We start from the raw sequence: 18,994 nt of genomic DNA on the forward strand, positions 1-18,994 counted from the left end.
GTCATCTTTCCGCGATATCCCCGGGGTCACCAGGGACGGGTGGTGAACTCCCGGATTCCATTCGGCGACACGGCCGGTGGTGATCGGCGGCCGTCAGTGGCGCCTGGTGCGCAGCTGATGTGCGCCGGTGAGCAGCATTCCCGCGGCGGTGAGCAGGGCGGCGACGGCGGCGACGACGCCGATGTCGGCGTGGCTGCCGGTCTGGGCGAGCTCGTTGGGGTCGGGAATCTCATCGCCGCTGCCGGTCAGAAGGCTTGACGGGGCGTCGGGCGGGGTGCCTGACGAGGTCGACGACGGTGTCAGGGGCAGCGGCTCGCCCGACGCCAGCAGGCTGAACGAGTAGTCCGCCGACTCCCCCACCCAGTCGCCGTCGGCGCCCCGGCGCTGGACCACCGCGGCGTTCGCCACGACCGCGTCGGCGAGGGTGTCGGGGGCAGGGAAGGCGAGACGCACGGATACGGTGACGCTGCTGCGGGCGGGAATGGCGAAGCCCTCGAACTCCGCTGCCGCCGGGGTCTCCTCGGCGCCCTTCGCGCCTCCGAAGGCTCCGACGGCCTCTCCTTGGTCGGTCGCGACAAAGGTGACGGGGCGCCATGTCCTGTGCACCTCGTCCAGGAACTCCATCCGGATCTGAGCGGGTGCGAGTGCGTGGTCCCGCCCGGTGAGGACGAGGACGGGATGGATGTGCACACAGGACCGGGCCGTGGTGTTCGCCAGTACGACGGTGAACTGCCCGTACCCGGAGCCGGCCCGGTAGGAGGCCGGACCGCCCTGGATGCTGGTGCCGATGGGCAGAACCTGGGCGCGTACGTCACCGCAGAACGGCTCGGGCGAGGGGGAAGGCGTCGCCGCGGCCTGGCCGGTGAGGGCCGTGAACACGACGGCGGGAGTGACCATGGCGGCGGCCAGTCCGGTGACGAGGGCGCGGCGCATTCGCATGGGGGACCCTTCGCTCCGGATGCGGCGTGCGGGCACGACGCTGCCATGTGCGGGTCCGTTGTCGAGGGAACACCACACCCATCCGGTCGGACAGTCACACCATTACGCCCGGTCGGCCCATGTTCAGGAGCCGACCGAGCGATAGCCGGCCCAGGGATCTTCCGGGCCCCGCCGACGCGGCGGACACCGGTCCACCGGGCCCCGCAGTCAGCCCGGGTACGACACGAAGGCCACCTCGGCGCGCCCGAACACCGGAGCGAGCACCATCTGGGCCGCGCCTTCGGCGACCCGGTAGGCTCCGCCACCCGCCGGAGCCACCATCACCCGGTTGCGCGAGGAGAGCGAGGACCGCACCCCCCGTACGAACTCGCCCTCGGCAGCCGCGACCAGCCGTCCGCCGAGCAGCACCTGCTCGATGTCGAGCAATTCCGCCAGGTTGGCGACACCGATACCCAGCAGACGCGCGGCCTCGGCGACGTCACCGCGTTCGGCGGCGGTCATGCACATCACCTCGATACAGCCGTTCTTGCCGCAGGCGCACAGAGGTCCGTCGAGGTGCACGACCTGGTGGCCGAACTCGCCTGCTCCGGTCCGTGCTCCCCGGTACAGCGACCCGTCCAGCACAAGTCCGGCTCCGATACCGGTCCCCAGATGCAGATAGGCGAAGTCGCCGACCTCTCCGCGCAACAGCAGCCCCAGGGCTGCGGCGTTGGTGTCCTTGTCCAGGACGACCGGGAGGCTCAGCCTCCGGGCCAGTTCGTCCCGCAGCCGGTAGCCGTCCCACTCCGGATAGCCGGTGACGCGCAGGGGCACTCCGGTGCGGTGGTCGAGTGGCCCCGGCATGGCGAGACCCACTCCGAGCACCCGCGCGAAGGGGCCGCCGCCCCGCGCCGGCTCCTCACCCGTGGCACCCTCCGCGGCACCCATGTCCCCGGCGCTCGCATCCGCAGCCGCAGCCACGCCCGACGGCATACCGGGCAGGGCATCGGTCAGCAGGGCCCGTACCTGGTCGGCGATCCGTCCGGTCACGGCGTCAGGACCGGCTCCGAGATCGGCCGTGACGGCCCGGCTGGCCACCTGTGCGCCCGCCAGGTCGAGCAGGACCACGGTCAGCTCGTCCCGGTCCATCTGCACCCCGACCGCGTACGCCGCCGAGGGGATCAGTCGGAGCACCGTGCGCGGCTTGCCCCCGGTCGACGCGCGTCGGCCCGCCTCCGTGACCAGCTGCTCGTCGCGCAACCGAGCCATGATCTTGCTGACGGCCTGCGGGGTGAGGCCGGTGCGCTCAGCGAGCTCCAGCCGACTGATGCCGTCCTCACCCGCCGTGCGCAGCAGATCGAGCACCAGTGCGGCGTTGTGGTTGCGCAGCAGCGGCAGGTTCACACCGGGGCCGACACCCCAGCCGCCCGGCGCCCCCGCACCCCCGGGCGCGCTCTGCGCCTCGCCCGCGGACGCACCGGCGGACGCACCGGCGGCCTCGCCGGTCGCCCCGATCGCCCTGGCCCAGTTCACCCTCACCCTTCCATTGTGCGCACCGCTTGCAGTTTGGCAACAGCGTTGCTTAAGTGGAGGGGTGATTCGCCGTACCTCCTCCCCGCTGCGCGTCGGCCTCATCGGCTACGGCCTTGCCGGGTCGGTCTTCCATGCCCCGCTGATCGCGTCGACCGCGGACCTCGTCCTCGACACCGTCGTGACGGCGAACGAGGCACGCCGCGAGCAGGCACGGACCGCGTATCCGGAGGTTCGTTTCGCCGCCGCTCCCGAGGAACTGTGGTCCCGCGCGGACGAACTCGATCTGATCGTGATCGCGTCCCCCAACAAGACCCATGTCCCGCTGGCGACCGCCGCCCTTGAGGCCGGGCTCCCGGTGGTGGCGGACAAGCCGATCGCCGGTACGGCCGCCGAGGCGCGCGACCTCGGGGCACTCGCCCGGGAGCGCGGTCTGTTGCTTTCCGTGTTCCAGAACCGTCGCTGGGACAACGACTTCCGCACCGTGCGCGGGCTGATCGAGGACGGCGAACTCGGCGACGTGCTGCGCTTCGAGTCCCGTTTCGAACGCTGGCGGCCCCAGCTCAAGGGCGGCTGGCGCGAGTCGGGCTCTCCCGAGGAGTTCGGCGGGCTGCTGTACGACCTCGGCAGCCATGTGGTCGACCAGGCGCTGGTCCTCTTCGGCCCGGCCGTCCGTGTGTACGCGGAGTCCGACATACGCCGCCCCGGAGCCCAGGCGGACGACGACACATTCATCGCCGTCACCCATGCGAACGGCGTGCGCTCACATCTGTACGTGAGTGCCACCGCGGCCCAGCTCGGTCCGCGCTTCCGGGTCCTCGGCTCGTCGGCCGGATACGTCAAGTACGGCCTCGACCCGCAGGAGGCCGCGCTGCGGGAGGGTGAACGCCCGCGGCCCGGCGACTCCTGCTGGGGGGTGGAGCCGGAGCGGCTGTGGGGCAGGATCGGTTCCGGTGAGTCCCCGCTCACCGGGGGCGGACGCCCGGTCGGGACCCTTCAGGGCGACTACCCCGCCTACTACACCGCGATCGCCGACGCTCTGCGCGACGGCGGCCCGCCCCCCGTCACCGCCGATGAGGCCGCCGCGACCCTCGACGTCCTGGAGGCGGCCCGCCGCTCCGCCCATGAGGGCGTCACCGTGGAGCTGGGCCCATGAGCGGCGTCCCAGGTGCCTCGGGCACAGCGGAACCGGAGGCCCAGGAGCGGCGGCTGACGCTCCGCGGCTTCACCCATGACGACGCCTGGATCGACCGCAAGCGGTGCGTCGTGGAGCGCTACGACGAGAGCTCCCTCCTGGTGGGCAGCAGGTTCCGGGCCGAGGGCACCACATTCGATGCCTCATCGTGCCTCGACCCGGACCGGTACGCGGCCCATGGGGGCTCGTTCCCCCTCCACGTCGACGGCGCGGGCGTCATCGGCACGGTCTCCGGCCTTCCCCAGGCCGAGGACCACGCGACGGTGGTCGAGGCGCTGACCCGCCTGGCCACCCCCTGACGCCGCGGAGGCGGTGAATCCCCCGCACCGCCTCCGCGGCCCCCTCCCCCACACACAGGACCTCGCCGGGATCAACCGTCCAGGCAGGCCGCGCGGCGGTGAACCGTCCATACGGGGCGTCGCGGTGGCCAGCCGTCCATTCGGGGCCTCACCGGGTCAGCCGTCCTTCAGCTCCTGCCGCTGGCGGCCGAGCCCGTCGATCTCCAGCTCGACCACGTCACCCGCCTTCAGATACGGCTTGGGCTCCGGCTGCCCCAGCGCCACGCCCGCGGGCGTACCGGTGTTGATCACGTCCCCGGGGTACAGGGTCATGAAGTGACTGACATAGCGGACCACCGCGGCCACCGGGAAGATCTGGTCGGCGGTGGAACCGTGCTGCCTCAGCTCGCCGTTGACCCAGAGTCGGAGCGTCAGCGCCTGGGGATCGGGCACTTCGTCCCGTGTCACCAGCCAGGGCCCGAGCGGGTTGAACGTCTCGCAGTTCTTGCCCTTGTCCCAGGTGCCGCCGTGTTCGAGCTGGAAGGCACGCTCCGATACGTCGTGCGCCACCGCGTATCCCGCGACGCACGCGAGTGCCTCACCGTCCGACTCCAGGTAGCGGGCGGTCCTTCCGATGACGACCGCCAGCTCCACCTCCCAATCCGTCTTGGCCCCGCCCCGCGGCACCAGCACGATGTCATCGGGCCCCACGACGGTGTCGGCCGCCTTGAGGAAGACGACCGGCTCCGTGGGAGTCGTGGCACCGGTCTCGGCCGCGTGATCGTGGTAGTTCAGCCCGATGCACACGATCTTGCCGACACGCGCCAGCGGTGGACCCGTGCGCAGCCCTGCCGCGTCGAGCACGGGCAGCGCACCGGCTTCGTGCGCCGCCCTGATCCGGTCCAGCGCGGCATCGTCGGCGAGCAGCGGCCCGTCGATGTCGGCGATCAGCGCGGACAGATCCCTCAGCGTCACTCCGTCCCGGTCGAGCAACGCGGGACGCTCCGCCCCCACCGGTCCGACACGCAGCAGTCTCATGGCCATCTCCCTGTGGTCGAGGTCTTCCCGACAGGCCCGGCCGATGGGTGCGGCCACCGGAGGTTCAGCTGATCCTCCAAGGCGCCCGAACTCCCCCGCAAGCCCCCTTTCACGTACTGGACCCTTACCCGCCGGTAGCCGGCGTCGCGACCACGGACGAGTCCCGGTACAGGACGACCCGCTCCACCGCGCCCCAGACCGTGCTCGTGACGACATACAGAGCAGCCGCCAAGGGCACCACGGCCACCGTCACGAGGGTGGCGAACGAGAGCAGAGGCATCACTTTCGCGACGGCCTCCATCCCCGGCACGTCCGGCTGAACAGAAGCGGTGGTCACCACCGCGGCCGACTGCCGGCGGGCGCGCACAAAGCCGAACGTGGCCACGATCCCGACGATCACGAACAGCCCTGCGTACACCAGCCCCGAGGCTCCGAACACCCCGCCGTCCCGGAGCGCCTCCGACCACCGCCCGCCCAGCGGGGCACCGAACAGCTCCCCGCCCACACCGCCCCCGGCGAACACCTGATAGAGCAGGAAGAACGCCGGCACCTGCAGCAGGCTCGGGAGCAGCCCCGAAAGCGGTGACACCTTCTCCTCGGCGTGCAGCTCCAGAATCGCCCGCTGGAGCCGCTCCGGATTCCGGCCGTGCTTCTCGCGCAGAACGGCGATCCGCGGCGCGAGCCGGGCCCGGGCCTTCTGCCCCCGCGCGGCAGCCCGCGAGAGCGGCAGGACGACGAGCCGCACCAGCGCCGTGAGCAGGACGATCGCCACGGCGGTCGCCGTCTCCTGGAACACGGACTCGACAAGGTCGGCGAACCGCCCGACCAACGAGGCGAAAGCGGATGTCAAAGATGCGAACGGAGCAAAGGCATGGAAGGTGGACAAGGAGGCCCTCCGGGGTCCCGTCGTGCCGGAAAGAGACAGACATCTCGGCATGACGGCATGCGAGGAGCACCCGGGACCCGGACCCGGAACGCGGGATCCGAGAGCGAACGAAGCGGTCGGCTACCCCTTACGCGGCCGTCGTGCACGAACGGCCCGGAGCCCGGGGTCTGATGCGGCCCGAGGCGTCGGGGTCGCGCTGCGGCAGGAAGGCGGTGCGCTGCTCACGGTCCCGTAGCGCTGTGCGTATTCGCGTCCGCGGGACCGGCGGCACCGATTGCGAGAGGACCAGCGCACAGACCACGAGGGCAGCGCCCGCGGCGGCCGTCGCGGCGAGCGCGACGGCGACGGAGAGACCGATGCCCTCGGAAAGGAACACCTCGACAAGGATGAACAGGAGCAGCACGAGCGGCTGTGCCATGCGCCAGGGACGTCCGGTCACGGTCGCCTCCTCCTCTCGGGCTCTGCCATCGCTTCAAACGGCTCACGGTGTACGGGCCTTCACTCGTTATACACGAGCAAAATCGATCGCAGGTTCCCCCTGTGGACAACTCAGATCGCCCGCGGCACGCGGGCATCGGCCCCTCGACCCGCGGCTCTGCGCACCCGCCGCCGCCCCCGCCCCCGGTCCACCTCGAACGAACCGGCTCCACACCGGCCGGCTCACACGACGCGCGCCGCCACGATGGACCGCTGATCGACGGTGTAGGTCTTGTCCGGGCCCGAGTTGACGCTGAACCGGTACCGCGAGAACGCACCGGTGGCACTGCGGGCGTAGAACACCATGTGCCCGATTCCGACCCCTTCGAGGTTGCCCGTCGTACCCACCATCCTCGTGTCCGGGAACTGCGCGTAGTCGGTGGCCCCGTAGACACCGTGCGGGCTGGCGGCGCTGTCGATGACCTCCACCACGTACTGGGTTTCGTCGGACACGTTCCCCGACCCCCTGTAGACGCCCTTGACCTCGCGGACCATCACGATGTGGCCGGTGCTCCCGTCCACCGTGCCCTTGTAGTCGATGGCGATGAGATCACCGGGCTGGAGGTCGACCACCCTGCGGATCCTTTTGAAACGCGGGCCGGCCCCGCCGTTGAAGGCTTTGTGGTAGTCCTCGGCCTCCGGGCCTCTGTCGTCGAAGTGGGCGGAGAAGTAGGGGTCGGTGGCCCATGGGTAGGCGTACGCGAGGACGCGGGTCATGAACGAGGAGCAGCGGGCCCTGGCCACCCAGCCGGCCGGCTGCGAAGGCTGCCCCCAGACCGCCTCGGGCGCCCCACCGACCAGGTAGACGTTGTTCTCGCGGCCGATGCGCCCGCTCACCAGGGCGACCTCGTCGCCCGACAGCGCCCGCGCATAGGCCCGTACATCGGCGATGGACCCCTTGAAGCGGTTCACCGGAGCGCCGTCCAGCTTGGCCCGCCCGATGTTGAATCCCCGGGTCGCGGCCCAGGAGATCGCCGCGTCGGCACTGCTCTGCAGCACACCGTCGACGTACAAGTGGATCCTCGCGCCGTCCCACACCCCGGCGAGGTGTGTCCACACACCCGCCGTCGGGGGCTTCAACGCCACCGCCACCGACCTGACCGTCTGGTCTTCGTCACGGACCCTGAACGCCCAGGTATTGACGTCCAGAGCGTACTGGAGCAGGAAGCGGCTGCACTTGGCCCCGTCCTGGCTGACGGCGGTGTACCAGTTCCTGCCGTTCGTCCCGCCCGTGGGGCCGTCACCCGCCGCCGCGCCATCGGCGAGCCTGACCCACGCCGAAACCGTGAAGGGGGACGTGGTGTCGAGCACCGCCCCGGTGGCCGCGTACGCGTCGGACGTGCCGTCGAAACTCAGTTCACCCGCGACCCGCAGCGCGCTCCACCGCGCACCCGCGCCCGGTACGACGTCCCTCTCGTTCCCGGACCGATCCGCACCGTCGCCGCCGAGCGGCCAGTGACCGACCAGTCCGTCGGGCAGATACCCGGCGGCCAGCAGGCGCTGGTACCGCACCATCCGGTCCGCCTCGATCAGATGCGGAACGGCAACGGGGCCGAGCGGACCGGATACGGTCGGCGCCTCCGCCGCCACAGCCGTCCGCGCCCCCGCCGCCACCCCGGACAGCGCTCCCGCGCCGGCGACGAACGCCCCGCCCAGCAGACCGCGCCTGCTCACCATGATTCCGCCCCCGCACGCATACGCACGACTTCAGTCCAAATCAAATCGAAAATCGAAAACCACCTGATCTTAGACAGATGCGTCAACGAGGCCGCATCGAGGCGAGCCGCCCCCACACCACGAGCCGGTACTTCGACGTGTACTCGGGCGTGCACGTGGTCATGGTCAGATAGTGGCCGGGCTCGCCGTACCCGTACACGGGCTTCACACCACTTCTCGGGACGGCGGCGATCACTCCACCGTCCCCCGCGGACGTCTGCGGCAATCGCTGGTCGACCCGGTAGGTGAAGACGGCGTCACGCGTCTCGACCTCGACGGTGTCACCCGCCCGCAGTCGGTCGAGGCGCCGGAACGGCTCACCGTGTGTGTTGCGGTGCCCGGCGACGGCGAAGTTCCCGGGCTGCCCCGGCTGTGCGGTCCCGGCGTAGTGCCCGACATATCCCTTGTCGAGCACACCGCGCTTCGCCGTGCCTTCGGCCACCGGTGCGACCAGCCCCAGCCGGGGAATGCGCAGGATGGCGTACGCCTGCTCCCAGCGGGGCATCCGGCGGTGGGTCGAAGCCGTCCCGCCGCCCACCCCAGGAGAGCCGGCCGACTCCGCGCCGTCCCGGCCGTCCGCATCGCTCCGACCGCTCGCTCCGCTCACGGGTTCCCGCCCCGCTTCCCCCGGGCCGCTCCCGCCCCACTCCCGTTCCAGGACCCGCACCTGGCGCCGCGCGCCCTCGGCGGCCTGCCGGTTGGTCCACCAGAGCTGGTGCACGACAAGGAGCAGAACGACGACGCCCACGGTCACGGCGGTCTCGGCGGCCCCCCACAGCCCCCGGGCCAGCACAACCCGGCCGCCGCGGTGAGTCCGCCCACGCCGAGCGCCCACGGGTATCCGCACGGGCCGCACGATAGGGGCAGCACCACCAACCCACCAGGGCTGTGAAGGGGCCTACGGCGGCAGGGCTCCTCGGCAGTACGGTGTCGTACATGCGCCCCGACACGCCTGCCGACCACACCACCGAAGCCGAGCGTCTGCTGCGAACCGCGGAGCAGTACCCCGAGGACCGTGAACCGCTGCTGCTCCAAGCCGCGGCCCATCTCGAACTGTCGGGCGACCGCGCCCGCGCGACCGGCCTGTACGACGGCCTGCTGGCGGACGCCCCCGACAACCCCTACCTGATCAAGGCGCTGCAAGCAGCGAATCTCTGGGAATACGGCCATGAGGCCGAGGCCCGGGCACTCATCGAGGGCATCCGCGTGGCCGCCCCCGACGAGGCGGGCCCTTGGGAGATCATCGCCGAGACCCTGGAGGCCCACGACGAGCTCGACGCCGCCCACGAGGCCTTCACCACGGCCGTCTCCCGGCTCATCGCCCCGGACGACGAGATCCCCTACTCCACCCGGTCGCTCCTCACCGGCCGCCACCGCGTCCGCCGCCTGCTCGCCCTCCCCCACGACGACTGGGACACCCTGGCCGACCGCCTCCACACGGCGGCCGTACCGCTGGACGAACTGCACGACCCGAACCGTCTGTGGGCCCTCGGCTCGTCCGATCCCACCGAACTCCGCGCCGAGATCGCCCGCCTGCGCACCGAACTGGGCACCTACCGCGCGGCGCTCTCCCGCCCCTTCCCGGTCGCCGTACTCCACTGGCCGACCGCGGAACTCAGCGAACTCCTCACCGCCTACCCGGCACTGACGGTGGAGTACCCGGCCCACGACACCCACCTCAGCTCCATCGAATCCGCCCTGCGGGACCTCTCCACCGCCGGCACCGGCAACCTGGGCATCGTCACCGGCACCGTCCCGTCCTACGAAGCCTTCGCCGCCTCCGAGGCGACCTCACCCGAAGACCCCAATCTGCTCCCGCAGTACGCCACCACCCTGGCCGCCCGCGGGCGCGCAGTGCCGTGGCCGCCGGCCAGGGGCGCGGACTGCTGGTGCGGGACGGGGTCGGCTTACGGACAGTGCCACGGCGCCAACCGGATCCAAGGGGTCTGAGACCCCCGACGCCCCCGGGTGTGTACCGCCCGCACCGGGGCGGGGGCTCGTACCATCCGGTCATGGTGCGGAAGCGCGTGATCGTGTCAGGGCTGGTCCAGGGTGTGTTCTACCGGGACACCTGCCGACGGGTGGCCCGGGAGTACGGGGTGTCCGGGTGGGTGCGGAATCTGGCCAACGGGAACGTGGAAGCGGTGTTCGAGGGGGATCCGGACGCCGTGGAGACAGTGGTGCGCTGGACGCGGGAGGGTCCTCCGGCGGCGGAGGTACGACGGGTGGACGTCGCGGATGAGGCGCCCCAGGGCATCGAGGGCTTCGAGGTGCGGGTGACTGCGCCGAGGCCGGAGGGGTGAGGCTCCCGGCCCCGCGGCAGCGGCCGGGTCCGCACCGCGGGCCCGGGACCGACGGGACGAACGCACGACGGGACGAACGCACGGCGGGACGAACGCACGGCGGGAAGGGCCGGAGCGGATTCGCGCCCGGTCCTTCCCGGTCAGCCGATTCGACCTGATCGTTCGTTCAGGTCCTTCACTTCGGTCGGTTCGGTCGGGCGGTTCGGTCGGTCACATCGCGATATCGGCCGGTCGGTGGGTATGCCCTTCCACGTCAGCCGCCGCGCGGTCCACCAGTTCGTGGGCCAGCTTCGAGCAGGCGCGGGCGGCTGCCAGTTCCTCTCCGATCTTCGGGTCCGGAGTGTCGCTCGGGCTGCGCCTCGCTATGCCGAGCCCCTGGACGCCGGGGGCGTCGGGGCCACTGAGGGAAGCCTTGCAGGCGGTCCGGGTCCCGTCTTCCTCGAACGAGAGGTCGATGTTCCAGTGCTGCGTCATGACGGATCACTTTCGCCGTACGGGCATTACTGAACGGGATGCGCGAATTCCACCAGGTCCTTGAACTGGCGGAGGTCCTGCCGGACGGTCCGTTCGAAGGCCGCCGACTGTGCAAACCCCTTGGGGCCGCCGAAACTGTCGTGCGCCTCGCCCGGGTCGTACTCCATCCGCAGCTGGACCCTGGTGTGTGTCGCGTCGAGCGGGAGGAGCGAGACGGAGCCGCTGAGGTGCGGGGCGTCCACCGTCCTCCAGGTCATCGTTTCCCGGGGCCGGAGGTCCTCGGTGGCGGCGTCGACTCCGCGGACGCCGCCCCGGGTGCCCTCCAGATCCATGTGGATGCCCGACGCGCCCTCGCGCCGGGCCTCGCGGACTCCTCCGACGAAGCGGGGATAGTCCTCGACCTGGTGCAGATGGTCCCAGACCACGTCACCGGGTGCCGTGATGTCGATCTGTTCTTCGAGAGTGGGCATGGCGATCTCCCCTGTCTCTGCTTCCAGGGTGCGTTCCGGGGCGCTTCACCGCAACGGCGGACAGTGCGGCGGCCGGTACGTGTCCCGCGTGCGCTGATCTCCGTTGTGAGGCGCATGAAGCGTCTTCCAGCAGTGGTCTCCGCGGTGATGGTGGCGGGCCTCGCGGGTGCCGCCCCCGCGGCACCCGCCGGTCCGGTCGCCGTCGTCCCGACGAGCTTCGCCGCCACCCTCACCGGTACCCGCGACAGCACGGCTGTCGCCGTCGTCACCGTCACGGCCGACCGGGTCGTCTTCGCGCTCCGCTGGAGCGGCTTCGTACCGGAGTACGGCCATCTCCACGAGGGCGACGGGGAGGGCGACCGTCGCACGGGCGCGTCCGCCGGCAAGAAGCCCCCCGCCAAGGTGCGTCTGTTCGGCAGCGCGATGCCCGACACGGTGCGGGCAGCCGCAGGACAGGTCGCGCTCGACGATGCGGGGCTGGCCCGGCGGATCCTGGCCAATCCCTCCGGCTGGACCGTCGACCTGCATGGTGCGCGGCTGCCGGGCGGGTCCGTGGCGGGCCGGCTCGCCCCGTTGCGACGGAGCATCGGTCCGCTCACAGCCCGCAAGGCGACCGGTGCCGGAACGCTTCGGGCACTCGCCAGCGGCGGCCAGGAGGTCCCGAAGAGCGACCCGTCCAAGGTGGGGGACCCGGACGGGCAGGCTCTGGCCGAGCTGCGCCCCGACGGGACGGCGATCGACTACGGGTACGCCTGGCTCGACATCCAGAGCCCATCCAAGGGGCATCTCCACAAGGGCGTCCCGGGCCGGAACGGCGATGTCGTCTTCGACTTCTTCGACCGGCCGGTGCCGGACGGGATCTTCGCCGTGTCCGGACGGCTGGAGGGCCTGGACCGCGCCACGGTGAATCGGGTCCGGGACAACCCGCGTGGCTACTACGCCAATCTGCACACGGCCGAGTTCCCCGATGGCGCCGTGCGCGGGCAGCTCGCCTAAGCTCGGGTCCGCACACTCGGACGAACCCGGAGAAGGGCGGCACACCATGGCCAGGATCCCGTCAGCGGCGGTCGCGGCGAGCGGACTCATCGGCGGTTACGGAATCGCCCGCTGGACCGGGAAGCGGCCACTCGGCGGGGTCGCGCTGGCCGCTGCGGGGACCGCCGCCGCACTTCAGTGGCAGCGGGAGGCCGGCGGCAAGGCGGCGGCCGGTCTCGGCGCTGCCTACGTGGCCGCTTTCGCCGGGTCGCATCCGCTGGCGAAGAAGCTGGGCGCGTGGCCGGCCGTGTTCACGGTGGCCGGCGGTGTGGCCCTCGCGTCCTGGGCGGTCACGCGCTCGAATTCTCTCTGAACTCCCTTTGAACGCCGGGGCGTTCCGCTGCGTATCGATAGGCAACTCCCCCTTGGAGCTGGGCGCGTGACCCGACCGGTGAGGCCAGGTCACGCGCCCAGCGCATGAGCGACCGTATAGATCGCCAGACCGGCCAGCGCGCCCACCACCGTGCCGTTGATCCGGATGAACTGGAGGTCGCGGCCGATATGGGCCTCGATCTTTCGTGAGGTGTGCTCGGCGTCCCAGCTCGCGACCGTGTCGCTGATCAGGGAGGTGATCTCGGCGCGGTACGTGGTGACGACATACGCCGCCGCCTCCTCGACCCACCCCTCCAGCTTCCGCTGCAACCGCCCGTCCGTGGCCAGCCGGGCGCCGAAGGCCATCAACGAGGCGCGGGCGCGCAGGCGCAGCTCGCTGCGTTCGTCGTCCGCAGCAGAGATGATCATGGTGCGCACGGAGGCCCAGGCGGAGGCGATGACGTCCTGCACCTCCGGTCGTCCCAGGAAGTCCGACTTCATACGCTCCACACGTGCACGGGTGTCGGTGTCGGCCTGGAGGTCGGCGGCAAAGTCGGCGAGGAAGCGGTCGATCGCACCGCGCGCCGGATGGCCGGGAGAGTCGCGCATCTCGGTGACGAAGCGCAGCAGCTCCTTGTAGACCCGCTCACCCACCTTCCGGTCCACGAATCGCGGGGTCCAGCCGGGCGCGCCACCCTGGACCGCGTCCATCACCGAGTCCGCGTGCAGCACCAGCCAGTCGTGGGCGCGGGAGCAGATCAGGTCCACGCCGCGGTGGTGTGCGCCATCGGCGACGATCCTGTCCAGCGTCTTGCCGATGCCGGGGGCGATCTCGGCGGCCTCCGCGCGGCGGGTGATCGCCTCTCCGGCGACCGCCTGGACGTCGGAGTCGCGCAGCACGGCGAGTGCCCCGCGCAGCGCGGTGGACAGCTCCGATGTGACGCGGTCGGCGTGGGCGGGTTCGGCGAGCCAGGCGCCGACCCGGCCACCGAGTTGGAGCGACCGCAGGCGGGCCCGCACGACATCGGCCGACAGGAAGTTCTCGCCGACGAATGAGCCGAGCGAGGCACCGAGTTGGTCCTTCTTGGTGGGGATGATCGCGGTGTGCGGGATGGGGATGCCGAGCGGGTGCCGGAACAGCGCGGTGACCGCGAACCAGTCGGCCAGCGCGCCCACCATGCCGGCCTCGGCCGCCGCTGCCACATAGCCGGGCCAACCCTCGATCCCGGCGTTCTTCGCCCAGGTCGCCAGCACGAAGACCAGCGCGACGAAGAGCAGCAGGCCGGTCGCGGTCAGCTTCATCAGGCGCACACCGCGGCGCTTCTCCTCGTCGGCGGCGGTGTAGGCGAACGATGCGAGCGGCGCGACCCTGGCCCCCACGGCGGCACGGGTGCCCCCCGGGGCGCCGGACAGCGCGCCCGGTGCCGTGCCCGCCGACGTGCCCGAGGTGCCGCCTGGCGGCTTGTCCGGCTGGGCGCCTTCAGTACGTTCAGTACGTTTCATCCGCTCCACCCGTCCGCGTACCTCTCCGTCCCTTCCTTACCTGACCGACTCCCGGGACGCATGTCGAGTTCCCGGCGCAGCCCCCAGGCACCCCTGAAAGATCACCCATGGTCTCCCGCAGGGGGCGGACACGGACCAGCGGACGGGGACTACTCCGGGCCGCCGCGCGCCCGGCGTTCCGCACGGCGCTCCTCGCGCTTCTCCAGTCGGGCGCGGCGGCGGGCTTCCTTCAGCCGGAGCTTGTCGGCCCTGCGAAGCTTGCGCTCGACGCCGACCCCGCCCAACCGTGCGAATCCGGTGATCGTCACCCGCGGCGAGTCGGGAGCGATCTCGGCGGCGCCGGAGCGGTGGTTCTCGGCGAAGCCGCCCATGAAGCCGAAGCCGGCCGTAGCCCCAATGGGGTCTGCCACGCGACCGTATTTCCGGCCTCCGGCACGGGGCTTGTCGGCGCGGGAAGCGCGAGCCGGGCAGTATGGGCAAGAACTGCCAAATCAGTCGAATCACCCCATACAGCCGAATATCCGATACAGCCCTAAAGCAGCGCCGGCGACCAACGGGCCGAGGAGTCCCCACCGACATGAGCGACGAGCAGGCACGGCAGCGAGTCCAGGACCCCTGGGACGACCCCGAGCACACGGGCACCCGGGGCACGGAACGCGACGGCACGGGGAGTGCGGGCACAGGCGCCTGGGGTGCGGCCGAAACGAAGGAAGCCGGTCGGAAGAACCGCGGACCCTTCGCCCCCCGCACCGGACTGCGCCGCCTCATCCCCACCTGGCGGATGCTGTTCGGCGCCCTCCTGATCACCGGACTGATCCTCGTCGGCGGCTTCATCGCCGGATACCTGCTCGTCCACATCCCGCCGGCCAACGCCCACGCCGTCGCCCAGTCGAACGTCTACCTGTACGCCGACGGCACCACCCAGATCGTCCGGGACGGCGAGATCAACCGGGAGAACGTCGAACTGGCACAAGTGCCCCGAACCGTCCAGCACGCCGTGCTCGCCGCCGAAGACCGGGACTTCCACACCGAACGGGCCGTCGACCCCCTGGCGATGATCCGCGGCGGCTGGAACACCCTCACCGGCAAGGGCAGGCAATCCGGCTCCACCATCACCCAGCAGTACGTCAAGAACTACTACCTCGGCCAGGAACAGACCATCACCCGGAAAGTGAAGGAGTTCTTCATCGCGATCAAACTCGACCGCGAGGAGAGCAAGAGCCACATCCTGAAGGGCTACCTCAACACCAGCTACTTCGGGCGCAACGCCTACGGCATCCAGGCCGCGGCCACGGCCTACTACGGCAAGGACGTCTCCGAACTGGACAGCGCGGAAGGCGCCTACCTCGCGTCGCTGCTCAACGCACCGAGCGCCTTCGACGTGACCACCCACCCCGAGAACAAGCCCGCGGCCCACGCCCGCTGGAACTACGTACTCGACGGCATGGTCAAGGAACACTGGCTCGACCCCGCCGAACGCGCCGCCATGACCTTCCCCGAACCGGGCCCGGCACGCCCCGCCACCGGGCTGTCGGGACAGCGCGGCTACATCGTCCAAGCCGTCGAGGACTACCTCGTCAGCCACGGCGTCATCGACGAGACCACGCTCGCACACGGCGGCTACCGCATCGTCACCACACTCCAGAAGCCAAAGCAGGACGCCCTCGTCCGGGCCGTCGACCAGCATGTGACGGCTCACCGCAAACCCGGCCGGGCCACCGACCGCCACGTGCGCGTCGGCGGCGCCTCGATCGACCCCGCCACCGGAAAGGTGGTCGCCATGTACGGAGGCATCGACTACACCAAACAGTTCGTCAACAACGCGACACGACGTGACTACCAGGTCGGCTCCACCTTCAAGCCCTTCGTCTTCACCGCCGCAGTCGAACACGGCTCCCGCACCGAGGACGGCCGCCACATCACCCCCGGGACCCTCTACGACGGCACCGACCAGCGCGAGGTACTGGGCCCCGACGGCCCCATCGGCTACGCCCCCGAGAACGAGGACAACCGCTCCTACGGGCCCATGACCGTCAGCGCCGCCACGGACTCGTCGGTCAACTCCGTGTACGCCCAGCTGGCGCAGGACGTCGGTCCCGCCCGGGTGAAGCGGACCGCCATCGCCCTCGGCATTCCGGCCGGCACCCCGGACCTCACCGCGTACCCGTCCATCGCCCTCGGCGTGGCCACCCCCAGCGTCCTCGAACTCGCCGAGGCCTACGCGACCCTCGCCAACCACGGCAGACACATCGATCACTCACTGGTCGAGAGCATCAGCCGGAGCGGTGAAGAGATCAAGCTCCCCAAAGCGGAGAGCAAACGAGCCATCAGCCGCGAAGCCGCCGACACCACGACACTGATGCTGCGCAACGTGGTGGAGGAAGGCACCGGCGCCGCCGCACAGCAGGCGGGCCGCCCCGCGGCCGGGAAGACCGGCACAGCGGAGGAGGACAAGGCAGCCTGGTTCGCGGGCTACACACCCGAGCTGACCACCGTCGTCGCCATGATGGGCCAGGACCCCGGAACCGGCGCGCACAAGCCGCTCTACGGCGCCCTGGGATTCGCCAGGATCAGCGGCGGCGGCCCCCCGGCCCGTATCTGGGCGCAGTACACAGCGGACGCTCTGAAGGGCCGGCGGGTCACCGACTTCGACCTGCTGCTCGACGACGCAGCGGACGAGGAGCTGGACCGCGAGGCACCCTGGCCGCTGGACGACGAGCCCTACGGACGTAAGCGCTTCCACCGATACGGCGGAGACCGCGACACCGGACGCGACAGCGACAGCGGCCGCGGCGACGAGGACGCCCAGGACGAGGACATCGCCCGCATGGCCCCGCCCGCCCCACCACGACCCACCCGCAGCCCCGCCCCCGAACCAGGCCGCCGACCGCACACACCACCCCCGAGCGGCGCCGCACCCAGCGGCGGCGGCTGGACCGTCCTCCCGGGATTCCCCCCACGGCGTTGAGGCGACGACAAGCCCCGCGGGCGGCCACCACACCGCGCGCCTAATGCCCCGATGTCGCTTTCAAGCCCACCACCGCCACCAGCAGCAGCACCACGAAGAAGATCCGCGCGGCGGTCGCCGGCTCACCCAGCACCACCATGCCGAACACCGCCGCACCCGCAGCGCCGATACCGACCCACACGCCATACGCCGTACCGACCGGCAGCGACCTGGCGGCAACGGACAGCAGAAGCATGCTCACGACGATCCCGGCGGCGGTGAGAACACTCGGCCACAGCCGCGTGAAACCGTCCGTGTACTTCATGCCGACCGACCAGCCGACCTCAAGCAGACCGGCGAGCAGCAGCAGGACCCAGGCCATGACAGGCGCCTCCGAGACGAAGCGGATACGGGGTGCGTCGTCTTTGCCTGCCCGGTACGGCGCGTCTCGTCGGGTACCGGCAACCTTAGCAACACCCGCCGCAACGCCCGGGAGGGCCTGACGACCGCGGTCGTCAGGCCCTCCCGGCCGAAGCCTCGCTCACATACCGACCGTCGCTACAGATACAGCCCGGTCGAATCGACGCCGCCTTCGAACCGGTCGGCGGCGACCGCGTGCAGATCGCGCTCGCGCATCAGGATGTACGCGACCCCGCGCACCTCCACCTCGGCCCGGTCCTCCGGGTCGTACAGCACCCGGTCCCCCGGCTCCACCGTACGGACGTTCTGCCCGACCGCGACCACCTCGGCCCAGGAAAGCCGACGACCGACCGCGGCCGTCGCCGGAATCAGGATGCCGCCCCCGGAACGCCGCTCCCCCTCCGGGGCATCGGACCGGACCAGCACCCGGTCATGCAGCATCTTGATCGGCAGTTTGTCGTGCGTGTTCTCGCTCACGAGCACGAACCTACCTGTCCCGCCCCATCCCGCATCCCGCCGGGGTCGCGGCCGGTCACACCTTCCGCTTCCTGGCGGACAGCGCCAGCAACCCCACGACAGTCGCGGCGGCGAGAGCCGCCGGCACCACACGATCGAGCCGCGGCGCGCCGTCATGGTGCACAAAACGCGCCTTCACATCCGTGAGCAGCCGGTTCGCGGCGACGAACGCCCGCCCTGCCGTCTGGTCGACGGTCGCGGCGACCCTGGCCTTCGCATCCCCGATGATCGTCTTCGGGTGCACGCGCACGCCGATCTCATCGAGCGTCTCAGCCAGCAGGTCGCGGCGGCGGACGATATCCGCCTCGATCTGCGCCGGGGTCCTGGAATCCGACACTGCGCCGCCTCCGTGGTCGTATCCGTATGTCTTCGTCAACTGCTACGTCATCGACAGTCTGTCAGCTCGACGCACGCCACACCCCATGGCACCCCTATTACGCTCGGTGCCGTACGTCCGTCCCCCTGAGGAGAACCGAGAATGAGCGAGCGACTCCAGCCCGGCGACACCGCCCCGGACTTCACCCTGCCCGACGCGGACGGAAACGAGGTCTCGCTCGCCGCCCGCAAAGGCCGCAAGGTCATCGTCTACTTCTACCCCGCAGCCCTGACCCCCGGCTGCACCAAGCAGGCCTGTGACTTCACCGACAACCTGGACCTCCTCGCGGGCGCCGGCTACGACGTGATCGGCGTCTCCCCGGACAAGCCGGAGAAGCTCGCCAAGTTCCGCGAGAAGGAGCACCTGAAGGTCACCCTGGTGGGCGACCCCTCGAAGTCCGTCATGGAGGTGTACGGCGCCTTCGGCGAGAAGAAGCTCTACGGCAAGACGGTGACCGGGGTGATCCGCTCGACGATCGTCGTGGACGAGGACGGCAAGGTGGAGCACGCGCTGTACAACGTCAAGGCCACCGGGCACGTCGCCAAGATCATCAAGGACCTCGGCATCTGAGGCCACTCGGCCGGCAGCGGATGCTCACGC

Annotated in this window: 22 protein-coding genes and 1 riboswitch; of the genes, 8 read left to right on the plus strand and 14 right to left on the minus strand. The window is 70.9% G+C overall.

Annotation, left to right across the window (positions count from 1 at the left end):
- Positions 1-93: 93 nt before the first annotated feature.
- The gene (locus tag V1460_RS31290; protein ID WP_338676962.1) at positions 94-939 is read right to left on the minus strand and encodes a hypothetical protein; all 846 of its coding nucleotides are present in this window, start codon (positions 937-939) and stop codon (positions 94-96) included.
- Between the two features lie 207 nt (positions 940-1,146).
- Positions 1,147-2,457 (minus strand): ROK family transcriptional regulator, encoded by a 1,311-nt coding sequence (locus V1460_RS31295; RefSeq protein ID WP_407077558.1) that lies wholly within the window; start codon positions 2,455-2,457, stop codon positions 1,147-1,149.
- Positions 2,458-2,512: 55 nt separating this feature from the next.
- On the opposite strand from V1460_RS31295, the gene V1460_RS31300 reads away from it, so the two are divergent.
- Together V1460_RS31300 and V1460_RS31305 are read left to right on the plus strand one after the other, a co-directional pair.
- On the plus strand, positions 2,513-3,604 hold the full coding sequence (locus V1460_RS31300) for a Gfo/Idh/MocA family oxidoreductase (RefSeq protein WP_338676963.1): 1,092 nt from the start codon (positions 2,513-2,515) through the stop codon (positions 3,602-3,604).
- Positions 3,601-3,942 (plus strand): heme-binding protein, encoded by a 342-nt coding sequence (locus tag V1460_RS31305; protein ID WP_338676964.1) that lies wholly within the window; start codon positions 3,601-3,603, stop codon positions 3,940-3,942. Before V1460_RS31300 ends, V1460_RS31305 begins: the two co-directional genes overlap by 4 nt.
- A 156-nt stretch (positions 3,943-4,098) precedes the next feature.
- On the opposite strand, the gene V1460_RS31310 is transcribed toward V1460_RS31305, so the two are convergent.
- The 5 genes from V1460_RS31310 to V1460_RS31330 form a co-directional block, all read right to left on the minus strand.
- Complete coding sequence (locus V1460_RS31310) at positions 4,099-4,959, minus strand: fumarylacetoacetate hydrolase family protein (protein ID WP_338676965.1); 861 nt, start codon at positions 4,957-4,959, stop codon at positions 4,099-4,101.
- 124 nt (positions 4,960-5,083) lie between these two features.
- On the minus strand, positions 5,084-5,809 hold the full coding sequence (locus tag V1460_RS31315) for a membrane protein insertase YidC (RefSeq protein WP_338676966.1): 726 nt from the start codon (positions 5,807-5,809) through the stop codon (positions 5,084-5,086).
- Positions 5,810-5,972: 163 nt separating this feature from the next.
- Positions 5,973-6,263: a DUF6412 domain-containing protein gene (locus V1460_RS31320; RefSeq protein WP_338678282.1), complete on the minus strand. Its 291-nt coding sequence runs from the start codon at positions 6,261-6,263 to the stop codon at positions 5,973-5,975.
- A 242-nt stretch (positions 6,264-6,505) separates the two neighbouring features.
- Positions 6,506-7,999: a LamG domain-containing protein gene (locus V1460_RS31325; RefSeq protein ID WP_338676967.1), complete on the minus strand. Its 1,494-nt coding sequence runs from the start codon at positions 7,997-7,999 to the stop codon at positions 6,506-6,508.
- Positions 8,000-8,081: 82 nt separating this feature from the next.
- Positions 8,082-8,885, minus strand: coding sequence for a class E sortase (locus tag V1460_RS31330; RefSeq protein ID WP_407077559.1), 804 nt, complete (start codon positions 8,883-8,885; stop codon positions 8,082-8,084).
- An 89-nt stretch (positions 8,886-8,974) separates the two neighbouring features.
- Here V1460_RS31330 and V1460_RS31335 point away from each other — a divergent pair, with 89 nt between their 5' ends.
- Together V1460_RS31335 and V1460_RS31340 are read left to right on the plus strand one after the other, a co-directional pair.
- The gene (locus V1460_RS31335; RefSeq protein WP_338676968.1) at positions 8,975-9,988 is read left to right on the plus strand and encodes a hypothetical protein; all 1,014 of its coding nucleotides are present in this window, start codon (positions 8,975-8,977) and stop codon (positions 9,986-9,988) included.
- 62 nt (positions 9,989-10,050) lie between these two features.
- On the plus strand, positions 10,051-10,341 hold the full coding sequence (locus V1460_RS31340) for an acylphosphatase (RefSeq protein WP_338676969.1): 291 nt from the start codon (positions 10,051-10,053) through the stop codon (positions 10,339-10,341).
- Positions 10,342-10,551: 210 nt separating this feature from the next.
- On the opposite strand, the gene V1460_RS31345 is transcribed toward V1460_RS31340, so the two are convergent.
- A complete protein-coding gene (locus V1460_RS31345; RefSeq protein ID WP_338676970.1) occupies positions 10,552-10,815 on the minus strand; it encodes a DUF1876 domain-containing protein in 264 nt (87 codons plus the stop codon).
- 26 nt (positions 10,816-10,841) lie between these two features.
- Complete coding sequence (locus V1460_RS31350; protein WP_338676971.1) at positions 10,842-11,285, minus strand: SRPBCC family protein; 444 nt, start codon at positions 11,283-11,285, stop codon at positions 10,842-10,844.
- Between the two features lie 114 nt (positions 11,286-11,399).
- Between V1460_RS31350 and V1460_RS31355 the strand changes: the two genes are divergently transcribed.
- Both V1460_RS31355 and V1460_RS31360 read left to right on the plus strand, forming a co-directional pair.
- Positions 11,400-12,281: a CHRD domain-containing protein gene (locus V1460_RS31355; RefSeq protein WP_338676972.1), complete on the plus strand. Its 882-nt coding sequence runs from the start codon at positions 11,400-11,402 to the stop codon at positions 12,279-12,281.
- A gap of 46 nt (positions 12,282-12,327) precedes the next feature.
- Entirely contained in the window at positions 12,328-12,633 is a 306-nt protein-coding gene (locus V1460_RS31360; protein WP_338676973.1) for a hypothetical protein, read from the plus strand.
- A gap of 89 nt (positions 12,634-12,722) precedes the next feature.
- Here the strand turns inward: V1460_RS31360 and V1460_RS31365 are convergent, their stop codons facing one another.
- Complete coding sequence (locus tag V1460_RS31365; RefSeq protein ID WP_338676974.1) at positions 12,723-14,135, minus strand: DUF445 domain-containing protein; 1,413 nt, start codon at positions 14,133-14,135, stop codon at positions 12,723-12,725.
- 149 nt (positions 14,136-14,284) lie between these two features.
- A complete protein-coding gene (locus tag V1460_RS31370) occupies positions 14,285-14,545 on the minus strand; it encodes a hypothetical protein (RefSeq protein WP_338678409.1) in 261 nt (86 codons plus the stop codon).
- 167 nt (positions 14,546-14,712) lie between these two features.
- Here V1460_RS31370 and V1460_RS31375 point away from each other — a divergent pair, with 167 nt between their 5' ends.
- The gene (locus V1460_RS31375; RefSeq protein ID WP_407077560.1) at positions 14,713-17,103 is read left to right on the plus strand and encodes a transglycosylase domain-containing protein; all 2,391 of its coding nucleotides are present in this window, start codon (positions 14,713-14,715) and stop codon (positions 17,101-17,103) included.
- 40 nt (positions 17,104-17,143) lie between these two features.
- Here V1460_RS31375 and V1460_RS31380 read toward each other — a convergent pair whose 3' ends face one another.
- The 3 genes from V1460_RS31380 to V1460_RS31390 form a co-directional block, all read right to left on the minus strand.
- Complete coding sequence (locus V1460_RS31380) at positions 17,144-17,464, minus strand: SMR family transporter (RefSeq protein ID WP_338676975.1); 321 nt, start codon at positions 17,462-17,464, stop codon at positions 17,144-17,146.
- Positions 17,465-17,495: 31 nt separating this feature from the next.
- Positions 17,496-17,559, minus strand: a riboswitch (guanidine-III (ykkC-III) riboswitch).
- Between the two features lie 81 nt (positions 17,560-17,640).
- Positions 17,641-17,979: a co-chaperone GroES gene (locus V1460_RS31385; RefSeq protein WP_338676976.1), complete on the minus strand. Its 339-nt coding sequence runs from the start codon at positions 17,977-17,979 to the stop codon at positions 17,641-17,643.
- Between the two features lie 55 nt (positions 17,980-18,034).
- Positions 18,035-18,355, minus strand: coding sequence for a DUF3618 domain-containing protein (locus V1460_RS31390; protein ID WP_338676977.1), 321 nt, complete (start codon positions 18,353-18,355; stop codon positions 18,035-18,037).
- Positions 18,356-18,496: 141 nt separating this feature from the next.
- Here V1460_RS31390 and bcp point away from each other — a divergent pair, with 141 nt between their 5' ends.
- On the plus strand, positions 18,497-18,964 hold the full coding sequence (gene bcp / locus V1460_RS31395; protein WP_338676978.1) for a thioredoxin-dependent thiol peroxidase: 468 nt from the start codon (positions 18,497-18,499) through the stop codon (positions 18,962-18,964).
- The last annotated feature ends 30 nt before the right edge of the window (positions 18,965-18,994 follow it).

It is taken from the genome of Streptomyces sp. SCSIO 30461 (assembly GCF_037023745.1).
Lineage (GTDB): Bacteria > Actinomycetota > Actinomycetes > Streptomycetales > Streptomycetaceae > Streptomyces.

Excerpts from the sequence above, each read along its gene's own strand:
- V1460_RS31290 (WP_338676962.1), bottom strand. The coding sequence starts at position 939 with ATGCGAATGCGCCGCGCCCTCGTCACCGGACTGGCCGCCGCCATGGTC.
- V1460_RS31305 (WP_338676964.1), top strand. The coding sequence starts at position 3,601 with ATGAGCGGCGTCCCAGGTGCCTCGGGCACAGCGGAACCGGAGGCCCAG.
- V1460_RS31310 (WP_338676965.1), bottom strand. The coding sequence starts at position 4,959 with ATGAGACTGCTGCGTGTCGGACCGGTGGGGGCGGAGCGTCCCGCGTTG.
- V1460_RS31320 (WP_338678282.1), bottom strand. The coding sequence starts at position 6,263 with ATGGCACAGCCGCTCGTGCTGCTCCTGTTCATCCTTGTCGAGGTGTTC.
- V1460_RS31325 (WP_338676967.1), bottom strand. The coding sequence starts at position 7,999 with ATGGTGAGCAGGCGCGGTCTGCTGGGCGGGGCGTTCGTCGCCGGCGCG.
- V1460_RS31335 (WP_338676968.1), top strand. The coding sequence starts at position 8,975 with ATGCGCCCCGACACGCCTGCCGACCACACCACCGAAGCCGAGCGTCTG.
- V1460_RS31340 (WP_338676969.1), top strand. The coding sequence starts at position 10,051 with ATGGTGCGGAAGCGCGTGATCGTGTCAGGGCTGGTCCAGGGTGTGTTC.
- V1460_RS31345 (WP_338676970.1), bottom strand. The coding sequence starts at position 10,815 with ATGACGCAGCACTGGAACATCGACCTCTCGTTCGAGGAAGACGGGACC.
- V1460_RS31350 (WP_338676971.1), bottom strand. The coding sequence starts at position 11,285 with ATGCCCACTCTCGAAGAACAGATCGACATCACGGCACCCGGTGACGTG.
- V1460_RS31355 (WP_338676972.1), top strand. The coding sequence starts at position 11,400 with ATGAAGCGTCTTCCAGCAGTGGTCTCCGCGGTGATGGTGGCGGGCCTC.
- V1460_RS31360 (WP_338676973.1), top strand. The coding sequence starts at position 12,328 with ATGGCCAGGATCCCGTCAGCGGCGGTCGCGGCGAGCGGACTCATCGGC.
- V1460_RS31365 (WP_338676974.1), bottom strand. The coding sequence starts at position 14,135 with ATGAAACGTACTGAACGTACTGAAGGCGCCCAGCCGGACAAGCCGCCA.
- V1460_RS31375 (WP_407077560.1), top strand. The coding sequence starts at position 14,713 with ATGAGCGACGAGCAGGCACGGCAGCGAGTCCAGGACCCCTGGGACGAC.
- V1460_RS31380 (WP_338676975.1), bottom strand. The coding sequence starts at position 17,464 with ATGGCCTGGGTCCTGCTGCTGCTCGCCGGTCTGCTTGAGGTCGGCTGG.
- bcp (WP_338676978.1), top strand. The coding sequence starts at position 18,497 with ATGAGCGAGCGACTCCAGCCCGGCGACACCGCCCCGGACTTCACCCTG.